This window comes from Nocardia rhizosphaerae (assembly GCF_042650365.1).
In the GTDB taxonomy this organism is placed as follows: domain Bacteria; phylum Actinomycetota; class Actinomycetes; order Mycobacteriales; family Mycobacteriaceae; genus Nocardia; species Nocardia rhizosphaerae.
On record NZ_JBHSBA010000015.1, the window covers coordinates 1,041,783 to 1,060,147 of the forward strand.

Sequence of the window (18,365 nt, forward strand, 5' to 3'; positions counted from 1 at the left end):
ATCGGGTTCTTGCACCGACTCCGGGTCGCCTGCGGGATGCCCCCGGCTCGGATCAGGGTTGAGGCCCGATGTGGCGAGTTCGGCGTCGACCTACATTCAGAGGACTTCGGACGAACAGGGGGCTCCCATGCGGAAACTCAGCATCTCATTGACCGCGACCACCGTGTACGCCGTGCTGGCGACACTCGTGTTCTGCACCATGATTTCGGAGACGGTCTTCCTGTATCCGAACTACTTCCACGACATCCCGGACTCGCTGGCCCTCGGGGAGGAGTTCACCGCGGCGGTGTCAGTGGGCGGTGTGATGCGCCCGCTCGGTGCGGTGCTCACGCTGAGCGCGCTGGTGGCGACCGCGGCGAGCCTGTGGTCGCGGACCGCGCGTGCCTGGACGGTGGCCTCGCTGACGACACTCGTGTCGGGGATGTTCCTGTTGTCGATGCTGTACCTGTGGGAACGCTGGACGATTCTGTTCGACGACCGCGACCGCTACACCGTCGAGGAGCTCAACCGCACCGTTCGCGAGATCGAAGTCGCCCACTCGATCCGCATCCTGATGGGTGCGCTCACTGCCGTGTTCGCGGTGACCGCGGCCCTGCGGACCTATCGCCGCCGAATCCTCCTCGACGCCGAACTCACGGCCGGGCGCACACCCTGATTCACCGGTGGTGCACGGACTCCTCGGAGTCGTAGCCGAGGGTCACGTCGTGGGAGATCTCGCCGCGGGTCACCGATACCTGGCTCGCCACCGGTGGGTAGCCGCGGGCGACGATGGTGTATTCGCCTTCGGGCAGGTCGGGGACCAGGTAGCGGCCGGTGGCGTCGGTTCGGGTGGTGGCGGCCGGATCGCCGCCCGCGTCGAGCACGGTGATCTGGACGTCGGCGACGGGCCGCTCGCCGTCAGCCCAGGCGGAACCGACGAGCATGGCCATCGGCTCGAGATCGATGTCGTGGTGCAGCGAGCCGGTGTCGGGGATGGTGAGCGCGACGGCGGCCGGGCGCATGTGGTCGGCGACCGCGACCAGGGTGTAGGTCCCGCTCACCACGTCCCGGCAGACGTACGCGCCGTCCTCGCCGGTGATCGCGGCGCCGACCACATCGCCGCCGGAGTCGGTGAGGGTGACCGTCGCGCCGAGCAGCGGTTCACCGCGGCGCGCCGAGCGCACGATGCCGGTGAGCTCGCCCGCCCCGGTCAGCATGAGGTCAACGTGCAGTGCCCGCTCCCCCATGGACACGCTCACCGCTTCCGGCTGGTGTCCCACCGCGGCGGCGATGAGCACGTAGTTTCCCGGTTCCGGTGCCTCGATCACATAGGCGCCGTCGGAGTCGCCGTCCCCGCGCGCCACCTGGCGCCCGTGCTGGTCGATGAGGGTGAGGGTGGCCGCGGGGACGGGACGGTCGTCGTCGCGGCGCAGCAGCCCGGCGATGACCCGCCCGGTGGCGGTGGGATGCAGCCTGCCCGCCATCTCGGTCGCGTCGTGCAGGCTCACATCGCGCAGCAGCGTCCCGTCGTCCGTGGTCTCCGGCGGCGGATCGTCGCGCAGCGGAATCTCTTTCATGAACACCAGCACCAGGCACGCCACCACCGCCAGATCGGCGGCCAGCAGGAACACGCCCTGCATGGCGTCGGTGAAGCCCTGCAGCACCGGGATTCGCAGCTCGTCGGCGAGCGCGGTGATCCCGGAGGTGTTCTGTTGCAGCGCAGCCAGTCCCGCCTCGTCCAGCCCCGGCGGCATGGTGCCGCCGAACGCGGACAGGATCGACCCGGGCAGCCGGTCGAACAGCACGGTGAGGAACACCGCGACACCGAGGGTGCCGCCGAGCTGGCGGAAGAAGGTCGCCGAGGCGGTCGACACTCCCATCTCGGAGCTCGGCACGGCATTCTGGGCGGCGATGATCAGTGTCTGCATGCAGCCGCCGAGACCGAAGCCGATGATCGCGCTGAAGGCCAGCGGCTGCCACAGCGGCCCGTCGTAGCTCACGTGCGCGAACAGGGCGCAGCCGAGGGCGAGGATGAGCGCGCCGAGCACCGGCAGCACCTTGTAGCGGCCGGTGGCCTTGGTGATCAGGCCCGACAGCTGCGCGCCGACCATGATGCCGAGCACCAGCGGCAGCATGAGCAACCCCGCCTCGGTCGGCGAGTAACCCCGCACCACCTGCAGATACTGCGGCACCATGGTGATCGCGCCGAACATCGCGACACCGACGAGGAACCCGCCGAGAATGGCGATGGTGAACGTGCGGCTGCGGAACAGCCGCAAGGGGATCAACGCGGCGTCCTTCATGACGAACTCGATCACCAGGAACAGCAGCAGCCCACCCGCGCCGATCCCGTAGCACAGCAGGGACTTCGGCGTGGTCCAGCCCCACCCGCGGCCCTGCTCGGCGACGATCAGCAAGGGCACCACCGCCAGCACGAGAGCACCGGCCCCGAGCCAGTCGATTCGGCTCTGTCTGCGCACATGCGCGACGTTGAGCACCTTCCCGACGACCAGGAACGCCAACACACCGACGGGCACGTTCACCAGGAACACCCAGCGCCAGCCCTCGATCCCGCCGAGCGTGTCGTAGTCGGCGAGGAACCCGCCGACCACCGGACCGAGCACCGTCGCGATCCCGAACACCATCAGGAAATAGCCCTGGTAGCGGACTCGTTCGCGAGCGGGCACCAGATCACCGACGATGGTGAACGCCAACGACATCAACCCGCCCGCGCCGAGGCCCTGGAAGGCGCGGGCGGCGGCCAGCTCGTACATGGTGGTCGCGAAACAGCAGGCGGCCGAGCCGAGCACGAACAACGCGATCGCCAGCAGATAGAACGGTTTGCGCCCGTAGATGTCGGCGAGCTTGCCGTACAGCGGGGTGGTGACCGTGGCGGTGATCAGGTATGCCGTTGTCGCCCATGCCTGTTCGTCGAAGCCGTCGAGACTGTTCGCGATCCGCACGATCGCGACGCTGACGATGTTCTGGTCGAGCGCGGCCAGGAACACCCCGAGGAGCAGGCCGGACAGGATCGTCAAGGTCTGGCGGTGCGTGAGGCGTGGTTCGGCAACAGCGGTATCGGTCATCGAAAAGCCCTGGTTCTGATCGGCTGGCAAGTGGGGGTCGATCACGCGGCCCACACAAGGGCCGGCAACCCCGCTGCGAGGAAAGCTTTGCGCCGCGGGTGGAACTCTTCATGCACTGGTGCGCCGAGCTTACCCACGTCGGATCCGGCGCCGTCACCGAGGGATCAAGTGACCCATCATTTCGCACCGGTGGTGAGTCGATCGGCCAGTGCGCTCAGGGTCTCCGAGCAGCCCGCGTCGATGCGGAGCAGGGCCAGGTCGTCGCCGCGGGTCGCGCCCCGGTTCACGATGACCACCGGCACGCCGTTTTTCGCGGCGCGTCGCACGAAGCGCAGGCCCGACATCACCGTCAGCGACGACCCTGCCACCAGCAGCGCCTGCGCGGTCTCGACCAGGTCGAAGGCAGCGGCCACACGGTCGGGTGGGACGGTTTCGCCGAAGTAGACGATGTCCGGTTTCAGCATGCCGCCGCAGGCGGCGCAGTCGAGCATGCGGAATCGCGCGGTATCGGTCACTACGGCGTCGGCGTCTGGGGCGACTTCGATGCCGGTGGTCCCGCAAACCTGTTCGGCGAAACCGGGATTCGCCGCTTCCAGCTGTTCGGCGAGGGTCATCCGGGAGATCAGTGCCTGGCAGCCGAGACAGCACACCCGAGCGTAGGTACCGTGCAGGTCGATCACCCGCCGCGCGCCCGCCTTGGTGTGCAGCAGGTCCACGTTCTGGGTGATCACGCCGGAGACCACCCCGGCGTGCTCGAGCCGGGCCAGCGCGCGGTGGCCGGGGTTGGGGCGCGCGGCGTCCATCCGCCGCCAGCCGAGGTGGTTGCGGGCCCAATACCGCTGCCGGAACACGGCGTCGCCGACGAACTGCTGGTAGGTCATCGGGGTTCGCGCGGGCGAGGCGGGGCCGCGGTAGTCGGGGATGCCGCTGTCGGTGCTCAGCCCGGCGCCGGTGATCACCGCGATCCGGCGCCCGGCCAGCAGATCGGCCGCGCGCGCCACCGGGTCGTGGCGAGCATCCACCATGGATCCACTGTACGAGGGAGCCACCGGACGGTCCGGCGCGGGGCGAACACGCCGGTCGGAGTTGCGCGGCACCACCTGCCGACGACAAGATAGCTCATCCGCTCGGAGACCGACCACCAGGGGAAAACCGTTGTCCGACACCGACGAGCACGGCCGCGCCGCCCTCAATGCCGCCGTCGACGGCACCATCATCGCCGTCCGCCGGATGTTCTACGTCCTCGGTGACGAGGTCGACCGCAGCGAGGGCCCGATCGAGTTCACCTTCCATGACGGGACGACGCTGCTGCTCGACGCCGGTGTCGACGGTGCGGAACTCCGGATCGGCGCGGCGCCGTGGCGGGATCCCTTCGAACCGCTGGTCGACCCGGTGAACATCGAGTATGTCGCCGAGTCGGGCAAATACACCGCCTTCGACGTCACCGACGAACCGCCGTACGACCGGCTCACCGGTCGCCGGGTCGACGCGGTCTCGGTGCTCCCGCTGCCCGACGGCAGGCCGCGCGCGGCGACCCTGTATCTCGGCGACGGCATGGTGAAGGCCGAGTCGATGGCCGACGAACTGATCGTCACCCTGGCCACGGCCGGATAGCCGCTGGTCGGCACGGGCCACCGGCACGGGCGCCCACGCGCGGGCACACCGGAGAAGCCCGACCGGTATTCGTCACAGGACGAGTCGGGACACGGCATGTGGTTGCCGCCGGTGGCGCCGCGCTCGAGGCAGCATGGGGCGCGTCGGAGCCGGGTGTGGTGGAAGGTGGGTGTGATGGCCGGGCAGGTCAGGTGGCGGGCGGGATGGGGTGTGGCGGCCGGCCTGTTCGTGGCCGTCTTCGTGCTGGTTCCGGCGACTTTCGCGGTCCAGAACGCCTGGTCGGTACCGGTGCCGCGGACCATCGCGTTCGCCAGGATCGAACCGATCCAGACCTCGTACTGGCTCAGCTGGGCCCTTACCCTGGCCGCCGTGCTGACCCCTACCCTGCTGCTCGCGTGGGTACCCGCCGCTCGGTCGATCGCCCTCGGCTACCTGCTGAGCACCACCGCGACCGGGGCCGTGCTGTGCGCGACCACTGTCGGGTTGGCGTTCACCGGGCTGGATCCGGCGTAACGCGACTACTCCAGCTCACCCTCGGTCTCGAGATACACCTGACGCAGCTTGTCCAGCGTCTCCGGCTCCGGCTGCGCCCACAGCTTCCGCTCGGCCGCCTCGAGCAGCCGCTCGGCGATGCCGTGCAGCGCCCACGGGTTGGACTGCTCCATGAACTTGCGGTTCACGTCGTCGAACACGTAGCTCTCGGTGAGCTTCTCGTACATCCAGTCGGCGACCACATCGGTGGTGGCGTCGTAGCCGAACAGGTAGTCGACGGTGGCGGCCATCTCGAAGGCGCCCTTGTAGCCGTGGCGGCGCATCGCCTCGAGCCAGCGCGGGTTCACCACGCGGGCGCGGAACACGCGGGCGGTCTCCTCCGACAGGGTGCGGGTGCGCACGGCGTCGGGGCGGGTGGAGTCGCCGATGTAGGCCTCGGGGTTCTTGCCGGTCAGCGCGCGGACCGTGGCGACCATGCCACCGTGGTACTGGAAGTAGTCGTCGGAGTCGGCGATGTCGTGTTCCCTGGTGTCGGTGTTCTTGGCGGCCACCGCGATACGCCGGTAGGCGGAGCGCATGTCGTCGGCCGCGGGGGCACCGTCGAGGTCGCGGCCGTAGGCGTACCCGCCCCAGGTGGTGTACACCTGGGCGAGGTCGTCGTCGGTGCGCCAGCTCTTGGAATCGATGAGCTGCAGCAGCCCGGCGCCGTAGGTGCCCGGCTTGGAGCCGAAGATGCGGGTGGTGGCGCGGCGGGCGTCGCCGTGTTCGGCCAGATCCGACTGGCTGTGCGCGCGCACGTAATTGGACTCGGCGGGCTCGTCGAGGTCGGCGACCAGGCGGACCGCGTCGTCGAGCAGGGCCAGCACGTGGGGGAAGGCGTCGCGGAAGAAGCCGGAGATGCGGACTGTCACGTCGATGCGCGGACGCCCGAGCTCATCGAGCGAGACCACCTCCAACGAGGTGACCCGACGGCTGGCCTCGTCCCACACCGGGCGCACACCCAGCAGTGCCAGCACTTCGGCGATGTCGTCACCGGAGGTCCGCATGGCGGAGGTGCCCCACACCGACAGGCCCACCGACTTCGGGTACTCGCCGTGATCGGCCAGGTATCTCGCCAGCAGCGACTCCGCCATCGCCTGACCGGTCTCCCAGGCCAGCCGCGACGGCACCGCCTTCGGGTCGACGGAGTAGAAGTTGCGACCGGTGGGCAACACATTGATCAGCCCGCGCAGGGGTGATCCACTGGGGCCGGCGGGGACGAAGCCGCCGTTGAGGGCGTGCAGGACGCGAGCGATCTCCACGCTGGTCTCGCGCAGGCGCGGCACGACCTCGGTCGCGGCGAACCGCAGCACGGTGCGCACCGTTGCCAGGCGCTCGCTCACCACGACGCCACCCGCCGCCGAAGCGCCACCGGGGTCGGTGACGATCCCGCCGTCCGCCCCCTGGGACGAATCGTCCACTCCGCCGGCGAGAATCGCGGTGGCGAAGTCGTTCACCAGCTCGTCGACCGCGGCCACCGACCAGTTCTCGGCCTGCAACGCACCGAGCAGTTCGCGCGCGCGGGCTTCCACCACATCGACGCGCGCCCGTGCCTCGTCACCGGATTCGCTGAGCCCCAGCGCTTCCCGCAGACCGGGTACGTTCTGTTCGCCGCCCCACAGCTGGCGGGCGCGCAGCATGGCCAGCACCAGGTCCAGTTCCATCTCGCCTGTCGGCGCCTGGCCGAGGATGTGCAGCCCGTCTCGGATCTGCACATCCTTGATCTCGCACAGCCAGCCGTCGACGTGCAGCAGCATGTCGTCGAAGACGTCCTCGTCGGGCCGTTCGGCCAGCCCGAGATCGTGGTCCATCTTCGCCGCGCGCATGAGCGTCCAGATCTGCTGGCGGATGGCTGGCAGCTTGGCCGGGTCGAGGGCGGAGATATTGGCGTGCTCGTCCAGGAGCTGTTCGAGGCGGGAGATGTCGCCGTAGGTCTCCGCGCGCGCCATCGGCGGGATCAGGTGGTCGACCAGGGTGGCGTGGGCGCGGCGCTTGGCCTGGGTGCCCTCGCCGGGATCGTTGACCAGGAACGGGTAGATCAGCGGCAGGTCGCCGAGCGCGGCGTCGGTGCCGCAGGAGGCCGACATGCCGAGAGTCTTGCCGGGCAGCCACTCCAGGTTGCCGTGCTTGCCGAGATGCACCATGACGTCGGCGCCGAACCCGTCGGGGGCCGACAGCCAGCGGTAGGCCGCCAGGTAGTGGTGACTCGGCGGCAGATCGGGGTCGTGGTAGATGGCGACGGGGTTCTCGCCGAACCCGCGCGGCGGCTGCACCATCAGCACGACGTTGCCGAAACGCAGTGCGGCGATGACGATCTCGCCCGCCGGATCGGATGATCGGTCGACATACAGCTCGCCCGGCGGCGGACCCCACGCGTCGACAACCGCTTCGCGCAGGTCCTCCGGCAGCGACTCGAACCAGCGGGTGTAGGTGGTGGCGCCGATCCGGATCGGATTGCCTTCGAGCTGTTCGGCGCTGAGCCAGTCGGGATCCTGGCCGCCCGCCGCGATCAGCGCGTGGATGAGCGCGTCGCCGTCGGCGTCGTCGAGGCCGGGGATCTCGCCGGGTTCGCCGAGATCGTATCCGGCCGAGCGCAGTTCGGTGAGCAGCCGGATGGCGCTGGCCGGGGTGTCGAGGCCGACGGCGTTGCCGATGCGGGCGTGCTTGGTCGGGTAGGCCGACAGCATGATCGCCAGGCGCTTGTCCGCGGCCGGAATGTGCCGCAGCCGCGCGTGCCGCACGGCGATGCCCGCCACGCGGGCCGCGCGCTCCGGATCGGGCACATAGGTGGACAGGCCGTCGGCGTCGAATTCCTTGAACGAGAACGGCACCGTGATGATGCGGCCGTCGAACTCCGGCACCGCCACCTGGGTGGCGACATCGAGCGGGGACAGCCCGTCGTCGTTGGCCTCCCACTGGGCGCGACCACTGGTCAGGCACAGACCCTGCAGGATCGGCACGTCGAGGGCGGCGAGGGCGGCCACGTCCCAGGCCTCGTCGTCGCCGCCCGCCGCGGCGGTGGCCGGCTTGCTGCCGCCCGCGGCGAGCACGGTGACCACCAGGGCATCGGCCCGGCCGAGCAGCGCGAGCAGCTCGGGTTCGGCGGTGCGCAGCGAGGCGCAGTAGACGGGCAGCGCGCGGGCGCCCTTCGCCTCGATCGCGGTGCACAGCGCGTCGATGTAGTCGGTGTTGCCGGCCAGGTGCTGGGCCCGGTAATACACGACGGCGACGGTGGGGGCGTGCGGTTCGAGAATGCGCGCCGAGCGCTCGAGCTCACCCCAGGTCGGCAGTTCGACCGGCGGGGCGAATCCGTGGCCGGTGAGAAGGACCGTGTCCGAGAGGAAATGGTGCAGCTCGCGCAGGTTGCCCGCGCCACCGGCCGCGAGGTAGTTGTGCGCGTCGGCGGCGACACCGACCGGCACGGTGGAGCATTCCATCAGTTCGGCGTCGGGCGCGATCTCGCCGCCGAGGGCCACCATCGGCACCCCGCCGGCCCGCACCGCGTCCAGGCCGTCCTCCCAGGCGCGTTTGCCGCCGAGGATGCGCACGATCACCAGGTCGGCGCCGTCGAGCAGCTCCGGCAGATCCTCGACCAGCAACCGGGCCGGATTGCCCCACCGGTAGTCGGCGCCGCTCGCACGGGCGCTGAGCAGGTCGGTGTCGGAGGTGGACAGCAGCAGGATCACAGGGTGTGGCCTTCCTCGGGTGACGCGCCCATCGGGTCGTTGGTTGCTCGCCGGAGAGGGTCTGGCTGTTCACAGTGGCGCGACCGCACCGGAATTGCACCGGTTTCCTCGACGCCCGCCGAGCATCCCGATCGTACTGTCCACCTCCGGCCCGCAACTTTCCAGCCCACACCGGGTTACCGGCCGGTCGTGCGCCGTCGCGGATCGAGCAGCTCAGTGGGTCGGGCGACGAGTGGTGTCGCCAGCGGCGACCAGCTCGGTCACCTCGGCGACCGCGGTGCGGATCAGGGCGCCGTAGTCGTCGGCGGCGAGGGTACCCAGGGATTCGCCGGCCACGTCGAGGTGGCGGCGGGCAGCGGGGAACGAGCCGAGCCGGCGGAAGTTGTCGGCGAGGTTGAGGTGCAGCGAGGGGTAGAAGCCGGCAACCCGCAGGCTCGCGTCGTGGGCGTGCAACCGGGTGTCGGTGAGGACGTCGGCGGCATCGAGCGCGCGCAGGTCCCAGACGAGGGCCTCGGCCGGATCGTCGTAGGTGTCGGCGAGGTAGTGGGCGAGGGCGCAGCGGTGCAGCGGGTCACCCGCCGGTCCGAGCTCGGCCCACAGCGCGACCAGTGCGGTGCGCGCGGAATCGGTGTCACCCGAACGGAATTCGGTGACGGCGTCGGTGATGCGGGCCATCACGTGGTCGGTGGCGGAGCTGGTCATCGGTGTGCCTTTCGGGAGTGGTTCGTTCGAGGGGCTTCGACGGTCGCCCCGCTGCTACGGCCCCGATGTCGCGGTGGGTTCGGGGCGGCAGGGCATGGCCAGGGTGAGCAGGTCGCCGTCGTCGGCGGAGCGGAGGCGTGTCGGCTGATCGGGGGCGACGAGGTCGATCATCAGGTCGGGGCCGATCGCGGTGGCGACGGCGGGATACAGGGTCGTCACCGCGAAGTGCAATGCCATCGGCGGGCCGGTGACCGTGGCGGGTATGAGCCGGGCATCGCCTGCCGCGACCGTGCGTAGCTCGCCGACCGGGTCGGCGTGCAGTGCGACGGTCGGTGCGCCGGAGTGCTCGAGCGCGTCCAGGACGGCTGCCCGTGGCACGACGACCCTGGTGACGGCCGGGGGAATCACGGCGAGCATCGCGCGGACGTCGGGGAATCGCTCGGCCGAGCGGCGACACGACCGCACCCGCGCCATTCCGTCCACAGCGCCGACCCGGCCGGTCGGGGTATCGATCGGGCGCGGCTCACCATCGCCGGACGGGCGAATTCCGGTGTCCGGCGCCGCGTCGCCGGTGGGGGGCGTTGTCACAGGGGCGATCTCGAGTCCGGTCGCGATGGGGCGCAGGTCGACGAGGAAGCTGCGACGCAGCCAGGGAGTGCACGCGCGCAGCTCATCGGCATCGATGACGGCCGTCCACGCGGTGGTCGACGGCCGGGCCGGGCGCAGGGTCCGGATGGCGAGGCGGTAGCGGTCGGTGGCGGTGAGGATCAGATCCGGGGCGGCGGATTCGAGGTGAATGCTGTTGAGCACCGGCAGTTCCGGGTCCGGCACCGTGGCGGTGGCGACCTGGTCGAGTGCCGCCGCCAGCGCGGGGCCACTGATCCGCACGACCGCACCGGTATCCGATCGGTCATCGATTCCACGATCGCCCGCCTCGGTCACCGCCGACGCCGCACCGCCCGCCACAGCGGGCCCGCCGAGTCGCGCCGCATCCACCGCGCCCCTGCGAGCCGACGACGGTTGTCCGGCCTCGTCGGCGGTATCCGCGACCTCGACGGACCGGATGGCAGCCACCGGTCCAGCACGCAGCGCGTCCCGAGCCGCCGACAACCGCTGTCCCGGCATCGCGGCGGAGGCAGCGATCTCGGCGGACCGGACCTCGCCCACCGGTACGGATCCCAATGCGCCGCGAGCGGCGCAGGCGGCGGCCCTGAGGCCGTCGAGGTGACGGTCGAGGTCGGCGAGGTGGGTGTCGAGGAGGGCGGCGGCGCGGGCCGGGTCTGGTTCGGCCAGCACCGCGGCGACAGCGGGCAATGGCATGTCGGCCGCGCGCAGGCGCCGGATCAGCTGCGCGGTGGCGGTCTGGCCGGGGGCGTAGTAGCGGTAGCCGGTCTCGGCGTCGACGACGGCGGGGACGAGAACACCGGCGTCGGCGTAGAAGCGCAGCGCGCTGGCGCTGAGCCCGCAGGAGCGGGCGAACGCGCCGATGGTGAGCAGCTCGGATTCGGGCACCCGCTCATCCTCGGGGTTCGACCGGCTCGAAGGTCAAGTCAGTCGCGCTCGGTGCCTACGGCGACCATCTCCGGTGACCCGGTGCCGAGGTTGCGGTACACGTTGGCGACGACCAGCTGGCCGAGCGCGTTGTTTCCGACACCGCCGATGACGGCGCCGATCCCGGCCGGGATCAGGGTGCCGAACAGCAGCAGCGTGCGCTTGACCAGGTAGTTGACGATGAATCGCTTGGCCGGGGAGTCCGGCATACTCGCCAGGCCGGGGATGTGGTCGGTGACCACGGCCAGCCACTGCCCGGTCTTGTGCCCTGCGGTCTCGTCGAGCAGCGTGGTGCCCGCGCCGCCGAGCACGACCTTCGACACCAGCTGGGTCCGGCGCGGATCGTCGGCGTCGAGATCGTAGGCCGCGGCGGCTCCGACCGACAGTACGGACGAGGCCTCGAGGAACACGACGGTGTCGACGCCGGTGGCGGCGAGCCCGAGCAAGGTCCCGACACCGGGAACCGCGGCGGTGAGCCCGACCAGCGCCCCGCTGGTGGTGACGACCACCAGATACTGCCGTGACAGCCGCCGCAACGTGTCCACCGGCGCGTCGCCGGGATTCCGACCTTCGAGCCACCCCACATACCGGCCGACCACGTCGGTCTGCGCGAGCGCGACCCGGTCCAGTGCGGGCACGACCCGCTTGTCGACGAATTCACGCAGCATGCGACGGACCTCTCCGGTCGGTGGAGGCGGAACTGGCCAAACGACGCCACCCAGCCTAGGTGACCGGCACCTGGTTCGCCGGACCCGACATGGTCATCGATCCCTCACCGATGACCGAGGACATTGACGACGTGGCCGTCCGGATCGCGGACGAAGAAGCGGCGCACACCCCATTCCTCGTCCCGCAACGGGTGGACGATCTCGGCGCCGCTGTCGAGCACCGCGGCGTAGGCCGCGTCGACATCGTCGACCTCGACGCTCAGATCGGGAGTGACGGGTGCGGTCAGATCGGCGGCCATGAAGCTGACCTGCGCTCCCGGCGCCGACGGGGAGGCCAGCGTCATGATCCAGCCGTGGTTCATCACCTCCTCGAAACCGAGAAGTCCGTAGAACGCGCGATTGTCGTCCGAGGCCGCGGAACGCAGATTCGGGACGACACGACGAACGGCCACCAAGATCTCCTCCTCACGAGCGAGCACACCGAGCACCGACCCTACGCCCCGCCGGGTACCCGCGACGGGGTTCACCGCCGGGCCGATCGTTAGGCTGGACAGATCATGACCAGGCGTACTCCCGATTCGTGTCCCGGTGTGCTGCGGCTGCATCAGGCGGCCGACGGTCCGCTGGCGCGCATCCGGGTGCCGGGAGGGCGGCTGACACCGGCGCAGGTGCAGACACTGGCGGACGCGGCCCGCGACCTCGGCAACGGCGCGCTCGAACTCACCTCGCGCGGCAATATCCAGCTGCGGCAGGTGCGCGACGCCCAGGACCTCGCGGCCCGGCTCGACGCGGCGGGCCTGCTGCCGAGCCCGAGCCACGAGCGGGTACGCAATATCGTGGCCTCGCCGCTGTCGGGACGCGTCGGGGGTTGGGCCGATGTGCACGGTCTCGCGGCCGGTCTCGATACCGGGCTGCTGGCCGATTCCCGGCTGGCCGACTTGCCGGGGCGGGTGCTGTTCACCCTCGACGACGGGCGCGGCGACGTGAGCGTGCTGCGCGGCGACATCGGGATCCACGCCGTTGGCGCCGACGAGTTCGCGCTGCTGCTCGCCGGTACCGACACCGGGCTGCGGGTGTCGGCGGACGAGGCGGTCGAGGTCATGCTCGCGGCCGCACACGGCTTTCTCGACCTGCGCGGCACCGGCACCGACGGGCAGTGGCGGCTGCACGAGATACCGGGTGGCGCCGAGCGCGTCACCGAGATCCTCGACCGCTCGCCCACCGGTGCGCCACTGGAACTCGGTGCGGCACAAGGCATCCCGATCGGCTGGCTGGAACAGGACAACGGCCTCGTCAGCCTCGGTGCCGGTGTCCCGCTCGGGCTCCTGCCCGCCCGCACCGCCGAGTTCATCGCCGCGGTCGAACGGCCCGTCTTCGTCACCCCCTGGCGCAGTATCGTTCTCACCGACCTCGACGAGGGCCCCGCCGAGACCGTGGTGCGGGTCCTCGCCCCGATGGGCCTGATCTTCGACGCCGCCGCACCGTGGCTCGAGGTCACCGCGTGCGCGGGCAGACCCGGCTGCGCCAAGTCGCACACCGACGTGCGCGCCGATGTCGCCGCCGCCGTCGACACCGGGCGCGTGCTCCCCGGCGACGGCACCACCCCACCCACCGCCGCCGGCATCGGCAGTTCGCCCGAACACGATTCCGGGACCGGAGGCGAGGTCGACCCCACCGCAGTCACCGACCGGACTCCACCTGCCGAGAACTCGGTACCGGCCGAGGCGGTGACCGTGGCGGGCCGCCAGCACTGGTCGGGCTGCGAACGCCGCTGCGGTCGGCCGACCGGCCCGGTCACCGACGTGGTCGCCACCACCGAGGGCTACCTGGTCACCCCACCCGACCATCGCTGACCGGTCGCCGCCGGTGCGAACGACCCGCGCACCGGATGCGCGCGCGGCCCGATGTCCCCGGAGTCAGCGGATCGTGCCGCGGCACTGGCCATCGCCCTGGACGCGGACCGGGTCGGCCTGTTCGGTGAGATGTACGGCACCGACGCCAACCTCCGTGCGGGCCTGGTCGTGCGGTCCGTCATCGAACGGCGCTCCCCCGTGCTCGGCGGACGCGCGATCGGCAAGATCGTCTCCGACGCGTACCTCCTGCGTGACGGCGGCACCGAGTTCGAGTGAACCGCATCGGCATCCGCGTGTGTCCGCCTCGGTGGACACACACGGACGCCGGCCGTGTCCGGGCTAGGCCGCCGTCGTGTCGCGGCGGGTGTGCAGTTCCAGGACGCAACACTTCACACCGCCGCCGCCCTTGCGGAGCTCGGACATGTCGACCGGGACCGGGGTGAAACCACGAGCGCCGACGGCGGCGATCAGGTTCGTCGCGCCCCGGTCGAGGAAGACGTGGTGGCCGTCGCTGACGGCGTTGAGCCCGAAGCGCACGGCATCGTTCTCGTCGGCGCGAATCGCGTCCGGGTACAGCGCGGCGAGGGTGTCCCTCGCGGCCGGGGAGAAGGCGGGCGGGTAGTAGGCGACGGTGGTGTCGTCGAGGACCGTCAGCGCGGTGTCGAGGTGGTAGAAGCGCGGGTCGACCAGTTCGAGGGACACCACCGGCAGGTCGAAATACCGCTCGACCTCCGCGTGCGCCGACAGCGAACAGCGGAAGCCGGCACCGGCCAGGATCCGTGACCCGGCGAACGCGAAATCGCCCTCGCCCTCGTTGGTTTCGCTCGCCACGGCCAGCGAGCGGAGCTCCCTGGCCGCGAACCAGGCATGGAAGGCGGGCCCCTCGGCGGCGCGTTCGGGGTGGGCGAAGCGGGCCGAGAGGGCATGTCCGCCGATGACGATGCCGCTGTTGGCGGCGAACACCATGTCGGGCAGACCCGGCGCACCCGGCACCGTCTCCACCGTGTGTCCGTGCTCCTCCAGCACCGCGCGCAGGATCTCCCACTGGGCCAGCGCCCGCGCCCGGTCGACGGGAGCGGCCGGATCCATCCAGGGGTTGATCGCGTAGGCGACCTCGAAGTGGTCGGGCCTGCACATCACGTAACGGCGTGGGGTGGCGACCCGTGCATGCACCCCGGCGGCGAGCGGGGCGTTGGCACGGAGACGGGCTGCGGCGGTCATCTCGGACTCCCGGTGGCTGCGCGGGCGATCAGGTCTCACCGACGGTAAACGGACGCGCGTTGCACCGGGAACACCGATTCGTTGCGCGTTCCGGTGCCAGAATGGAGATTCGTTGCAGGAACGTCGAGAGGCACGCATGGACGACATCGATCGCCGCATCCTGGCCGAACTGCTCATCCACGCCCGCGCCTCGTTCGCCGACATCGGGACCGTCGTCGGCCTTTCGGCGCCCGCGGTGAAGCGGCGGGTGGACAAGATGGTGGCCAGCGGCCAGATCACCGGGTTCACCGCCCAGGTCAATCCCGCGGCGCTCGGCTGGATCACCGAGGCGTACGTGGAGGTCTACTACCGCGACAACATCTCCCCCGCCGAATTGCGCCGCACGCTGGAACCGATTCCGCAGATCGTCGGCGTGTGGACCATCGCGGGCGAGGCCGACGCGCTGGTCCACGTGATGGCCACCGATATGGCCGAGATCGAGGTGACGGTGGAGCGGATCAGGGAGAACGCGCGCGTCGGACGCACCCGCAGTTCGCTGGTGATGTCGCGCATCCTGGAACGGCCGCGCACCTGAACCACCCGCGGCGCCGGACGCCCCGCGACCGCGTTCTAGGGTTGACCGCATGTCCGACGTGCGTGCCAGCTACCTCACCGACGGGGCCGAGATCTATCGGCGCTCGTTCGCGACCATTCGCGCCGAAGCCGACCTGGCCGGATTCCCCGCCGATGTCGAGCGGGTGGCGGTGCGGATGATCCACGGCTGCGGACAGGTCGATCTGGCCGGCGATATCGCCTACTCCCCCGGTGTGGTCGCCGCCGCGCGGACCGCACTCCGCGCGGGCAAACCGATTCTGTGCGACGCGAACATGGTGGCCTCCGGCGTCACCCGCAAGCGCTTGCCCGCGGACAACCCGGTGTTGTGCAACCTCGCCGATCCGCGGGTACCCGAGCTGGCCGAACGCCTGGGCAACACCAGGTCGGTGGCGGCACTGGAACTGCTGCGCGATCGACTCGACGGTGCCGTCGTCGCCATCGGCAACGCGCCGACCGCGCTGTTCCACCTGCTCGACATGCTCGACGACGGCGCGCCGCGACCCGCCGCGATCATCGGCATCCCGGTCGGTTTCATCGGCGCTGCCGAGTCCAAGCAGGCGCTGATCGAGTACGGGGGGATCGAGTACCTGACCGTGCGGGGACGGCGCGGCGGCAGCGCGATCACCGCCTCGGCGCTGAACGCGATCGCGAGCGAACAGGAGTGAGTGAGATCAGCACTGGCAAACTGTGGGGCATCGGCCTCGGCCCCGGCGATCCCGAACTGGTGACGGTGAAGGCGGCCCGCCTCATCGCCGAGGCCGATGTGGTGGCTTTCCACAGCGCGCGGCACGGGCGCAGCATCTCGCGCGGCATCGCGGCACCGTATCTGCGGGCGGGCCAACTCGAGGAACACCTGGTGTATCCGGTGACCACCGAGACCACCGACCATCCCGGCGGCTACCAGGGCGCCATCGACGAGTTCTACGAGCAGGCCGCGGCCCGCCTCGCGACCCATCTGGCGGCCGGGCGCACAGTCGCCCTGCTCGCCGCGGGCGACCCCCTGTTCTACAGCTCCTACATGCACATGCACCGGCGCCTCGCCGACCGGTTCGAGGCCGAGATCGTCCCCGGTATCACCTCGGTGAGCGCGGCGTCCGCGGCGCTCGGCACGCCGCTGGTCGAAGGTGAACAGGTCCTCACCGTGCTGCCGGGCACGATGCCCGTCGACGAGCTCACCGCCCGGTTGCGCGACACCGACGCCGCCGCCATCATGAAGCTCGGCCGCACTTATCCCGGTGTGCGCCAAGCGCTCTCGGACTCCGGTCGGCTCGCCGACGCCTACTACGTGGAACGGGCGAGCAGCACAAGGCAACGGGTGCTCGCGGCCGCCGACGTCGACGAATCCGAGGTGCCCTACTTCGCCATCACCATCGTGCCGGGCCCGACCCCGACCACCCCGATCCGCATCGGACACGGTTCCGGCAGTGCCACGCCGACGGAAGAGAACACGACCGGACCGCGGGCAACGACCCCGGCGGTCGCGCAGACGGCGGATGAAATGCCGGGCGAGGTCGTCGTGGTCGGGCTCGGTCCCGGCGACACCGCGTGGACCACCCCGCAGGTCACCGCCGCACTGGCCGAGGCGACCGATCTGGTCGGCTACACCACCTATGTCGACCGCGTCCCCGAGCGGCTGGGTCAGCGCAGGCACGCCAGTGACAACAAGGTCGAGTCCGAGCGGGCCGCCATGGCCCTCGACCTGGCCAGACGCGGCGCGCGGGTGGCGGTGGTCTCCTCCGGCGATCCCGGCGTGTTCGCGATGGCCGCCGCGGTGCTCGAGGTCTCCGCGGAACCACAGTTCAAGGATGTCCCGGTGCGCGTGCTGCCCGGTATGACCGCCGCGAACGCCGTCGCCAGCCGGGTCGGCGCGCCGCTCGGACACGACTACGCGATGATCTCGCTGTCGGACCGGCTCAAGCCGTGGGACGTGGTCGCCCAGCGCCTGACGGCGGTGGCGGCAGCCGATATGGCGATCGCGATCTACAATCCGGCCTCCTCGCAACGACGCTGGCAGGTCGACGCGATGCGCGAGCTCCTGCTGGCACACCGCGCGCCGGAGACCCCGGTGGTGCTGGGCCGCGACGTCGGCGGCCCCACCGAATCGGTGCGGGTCACCAGCCTCGGCGAGCTCGACGCGAGCGAGGTCGACATGCGCACCCTGCTCATCATCGGCGCCTCCACCACCACCGCGTTCGACACCGCCGACGGGACCAGGGTGTTCACCTCCCGTCGCTACGGCGGCTAGCGAACACGCCGCGACCGTCGTTGCTTGGTGCCCCGGCGGCCCCGGGCGTATATTCCACTTAGGAAGATCGTTCGAAGGGAGCCGACCGTTGACCGACACCGTGACCCGACGACGCCCGCTGAACTCCACCGCGGCCTCGCTGCTGGGGTTCCTGCACGAAGGTCCGATGTCGGGCTGGGACCTGGCCACCCAGGCCCAGCATCGCATCGGCGACTTCTGGACCATCACCCAGAGCCAGGTGTATCGCGAGCTGTCCAGCATGGACACCGCGGGTCTGGTCACCAAGGGTGAGCGCGGTGCGCGGGAACGCACCCCCTATCGGATCACCGATACGGGGCGCGCGGCGTTCGCGGAGTGGATCGCCCGCGATCCCGGTGCCGAGACGATCCGGGTCCCACTGCTGCTCACACTGTCCTTCGGCGAGCACCTCGACCCCGCCCACCGGGACCGGATCATCGCCGCCAACAAGGACATCCACCAGACCCGCCTCGACCACTACCTCGACGAGGACCCGACCGCACTCGCCCCACACCAGCGCGCCACCCTCGAATTCGGTATCGCCTACGAGCGCGCGGTCCTGCAATGGTTCGACCGGCTACCCGGAATCTTCGCCGCGACGCCGAGCTAGTCCCGCC

The 18,365-nt window shown here is 70.6% G+C and carries 17 protein-coding genes and 1 riboswitch; of the genes, 9 read left to right on the top strand and 8 right to left on the bottom strand.

All coding sequences use genetic code 11. From position 1 onward, the window contains the following. The first annotated feature begins 127 nt into the window (after positions 1-127). Complete coding sequence (locus ACFOW8_RS27055; protein ID WP_378554367.1) at positions 128-655, top strand: hypothetical protein; 528 nt, start codon at positions 128-130, stop codon at positions 653-655. Position 656: 1 nt separating this feature from the next. Here the strand turns inward: ACFOW8_RS27055 and ACFOW8_RS27060 are convergent, their stop codons facing one another. Further along, positions 657-3,065 carry an MFS transporter gene (locus ACFOW8_RS27060; protein ID WP_378554368.1) on the bottom strand — a complete coding sequence of 803 codons (2,409 nt, stop codon included), beginning with the start codon at positions 3,063-3,065 and terminating at the stop codon, positions 657-659. Positions 3,066-3,241: 176 nt separating this feature from the next. Then, entirely contained in the window at positions 3,242-4,090 is an 849-nt protein-coding gene (locus tag ACFOW8_RS27065) for an NAD-dependent protein deacetylase (RefSeq protein WP_378554369.1), read from the bottom strand. Positions 4,091-4,220: 130 nt separating this feature from the next. Here ACFOW8_RS27065 and ACFOW8_RS27070 point away from each other — a divergent pair, with 130 nt between their 5' ends. Together ACFOW8_RS27070 and ACFOW8_RS27075 are read left to right on the top strand one after the other, a co-directional pair. Then, positions 4,221-4,679, top strand: coding sequence for a hypothetical protein (locus tag ACFOW8_RS27070; RefSeq protein WP_378554370.1), 459 nt, complete (start codon positions 4,221-4,223; stop codon positions 4,677-4,679). Positions 4,680-4,853: 174 nt separating this feature from the next. Next, on the top strand, positions 4,854-5,192 hold the full coding sequence (locus ACFOW8_RS27075) for a hypothetical protein (protein WP_378554371.1): 339 nt from the start codon (positions 4,854-4,856) through the stop codon (positions 5,190-5,192). A gap of 5 nt (positions 5,193-5,197) precedes the next feature. Here the strand turns inward: ACFOW8_RS27075 and cobN are convergent, their stop codons facing one another. The 5 genes from cobN to ACFOW8_RS27100 form a co-directional block, all read right to left on the bottom strand. Beyond that, complete coding sequence (cobN, locus tag ACFOW8_RS27080; protein ID WP_378554372.1) at positions 5,198-8,896, bottom strand: cobaltochelatase subunit CobN; 3,699 nt, start codon at positions 8,894-8,896, stop codon at positions 5,198-5,200. A gap of 35 nt (positions 8,897-8,931) precedes the next feature. After that, positions 8,932-9,031: riboswitch (cobalamin riboswitch) on the bottom strand. A 78-nt stretch (positions 9,032-9,109) separates the two neighbouring features. Further along, on the bottom strand, positions 9,110-9,598 hold the full coding sequence (locus ACFOW8_RS27085; protein WP_378554373.1) for a hypothetical protein: 489 nt from the start codon (positions 9,596-9,598) through the stop codon (positions 9,110-9,112). A gap of 54 nt (positions 9,599-9,652) precedes the next feature. After that, a complete protein-coding gene (locus ACFOW8_RS27090; protein ID WP_378554374.1) occupies positions 9,653-11,110 on the bottom strand; it encodes a DNA polymerase III subunit beta family protein in 1,458 nt (485 codons plus the stop codon). Positions 11,111-11,148: 38 nt separating this feature from the next. After that, positions 11,149-11,817: a hypothetical protein gene (locus ACFOW8_RS27095; protein WP_378554375.1), complete on the bottom strand. Its 669-nt coding sequence runs from the start codon at positions 11,815-11,817 to the stop codon at positions 11,149-11,151. Positions 11,818-11,921: 104 nt separating this feature from the next. Beyond that, positions 11,922-12,269, bottom strand: coding sequence for a VOC family protein (locus ACFOW8_RS27100; protein ID WP_378554376.1), 348 nt, complete (start codon positions 12,267-12,269; stop codon positions 11,922-11,924). A gap of 105 nt (positions 12,270-12,374) precedes the next feature. On the opposite strand from ACFOW8_RS27100, the gene cobG reads away from it, so the two are divergent. Continuing rightward, positions 12,375-13,670, top strand: a complete 1,296-nt coding sequence (gene cobG, locus ACFOW8_RS27105; RefSeq protein WP_378554377.1) for a precorrin-3B synthase — start codon at positions 12,375-12,377, stop codon at positions 13,668-13,670. Positions 13,671-13,721: 51 nt separating this feature from the next. Further along, the gene (locus tag ACFOW8_RS27110) at positions 13,722-13,946 is read left to right on the top strand and encodes a hypothetical protein (protein ID WP_378554378.1); all 225 of its coding nucleotides are present in this window, start codon (positions 13,722-13,724) and stop codon (positions 13,944-13,946) included. 63 nt (positions 13,947-14,009) lie between these two features. On the opposite strand, the gene ddaH is transcribed toward ACFOW8_RS27110, so the two are convergent. Then, positions 14,010-14,891: a dimethylargininase gene (gene ddaH, locus ACFOW8_RS27115; RefSeq protein ID WP_378554379.1), complete on the bottom strand. Its 882-nt coding sequence runs from the start codon at positions 14,889-14,891 to the stop codon at positions 14,010-14,012. Positions 14,892-15,027: 136 nt separating this feature from the next. Here ddaH and ACFOW8_RS27120 point away from each other — a divergent pair, with 136 nt between their 5' ends. From ACFOW8_RS27120 to ACFOW8_RS27135, 4 genes are all read left to right on the top strand, one after another. Further along, complete coding sequence (locus ACFOW8_RS27120; protein WP_378554694.1) at positions 15,028-15,465, top strand: Lrp/AsnC family transcriptional regulator; 438 nt, start codon at positions 15,028-15,030, stop codon at positions 15,463-15,465. A 49-nt stretch (positions 15,466-15,514) separates the two neighbouring features. After that, positions 15,515-16,150 (top strand): precorrin-8X methylmutase, encoded by a 636-nt coding sequence (locus ACFOW8_RS27125; RefSeq protein WP_378554380.1) that lies wholly within the window; start codon positions 15,515-15,517, stop codon positions 16,148-16,150. 5 nt (positions 16,151-16,155) lie between these two features. Beyond that, positions 16,156-17,730, top strand: a complete 1,575-nt coding sequence (cobJ, locus tag ACFOW8_RS27130) for a precorrin-3B C(17)-methyltransferase (RefSeq protein WP_378554695.1) — start codon at positions 16,156-16,158, stop codon at positions 17,728-17,730. An 88-nt stretch (positions 17,731-17,818) separates the two neighbouring features. Beyond that, complete coding sequence (locus ACFOW8_RS27135; protein WP_378554381.1) at positions 17,819-18,358, top strand: PadR family transcriptional regulator; 540 nt, start codon at positions 17,819-17,821, stop codon at positions 18,356-18,358. Positions 18,359-18,365: the final 7 nt, after the last annotated feature.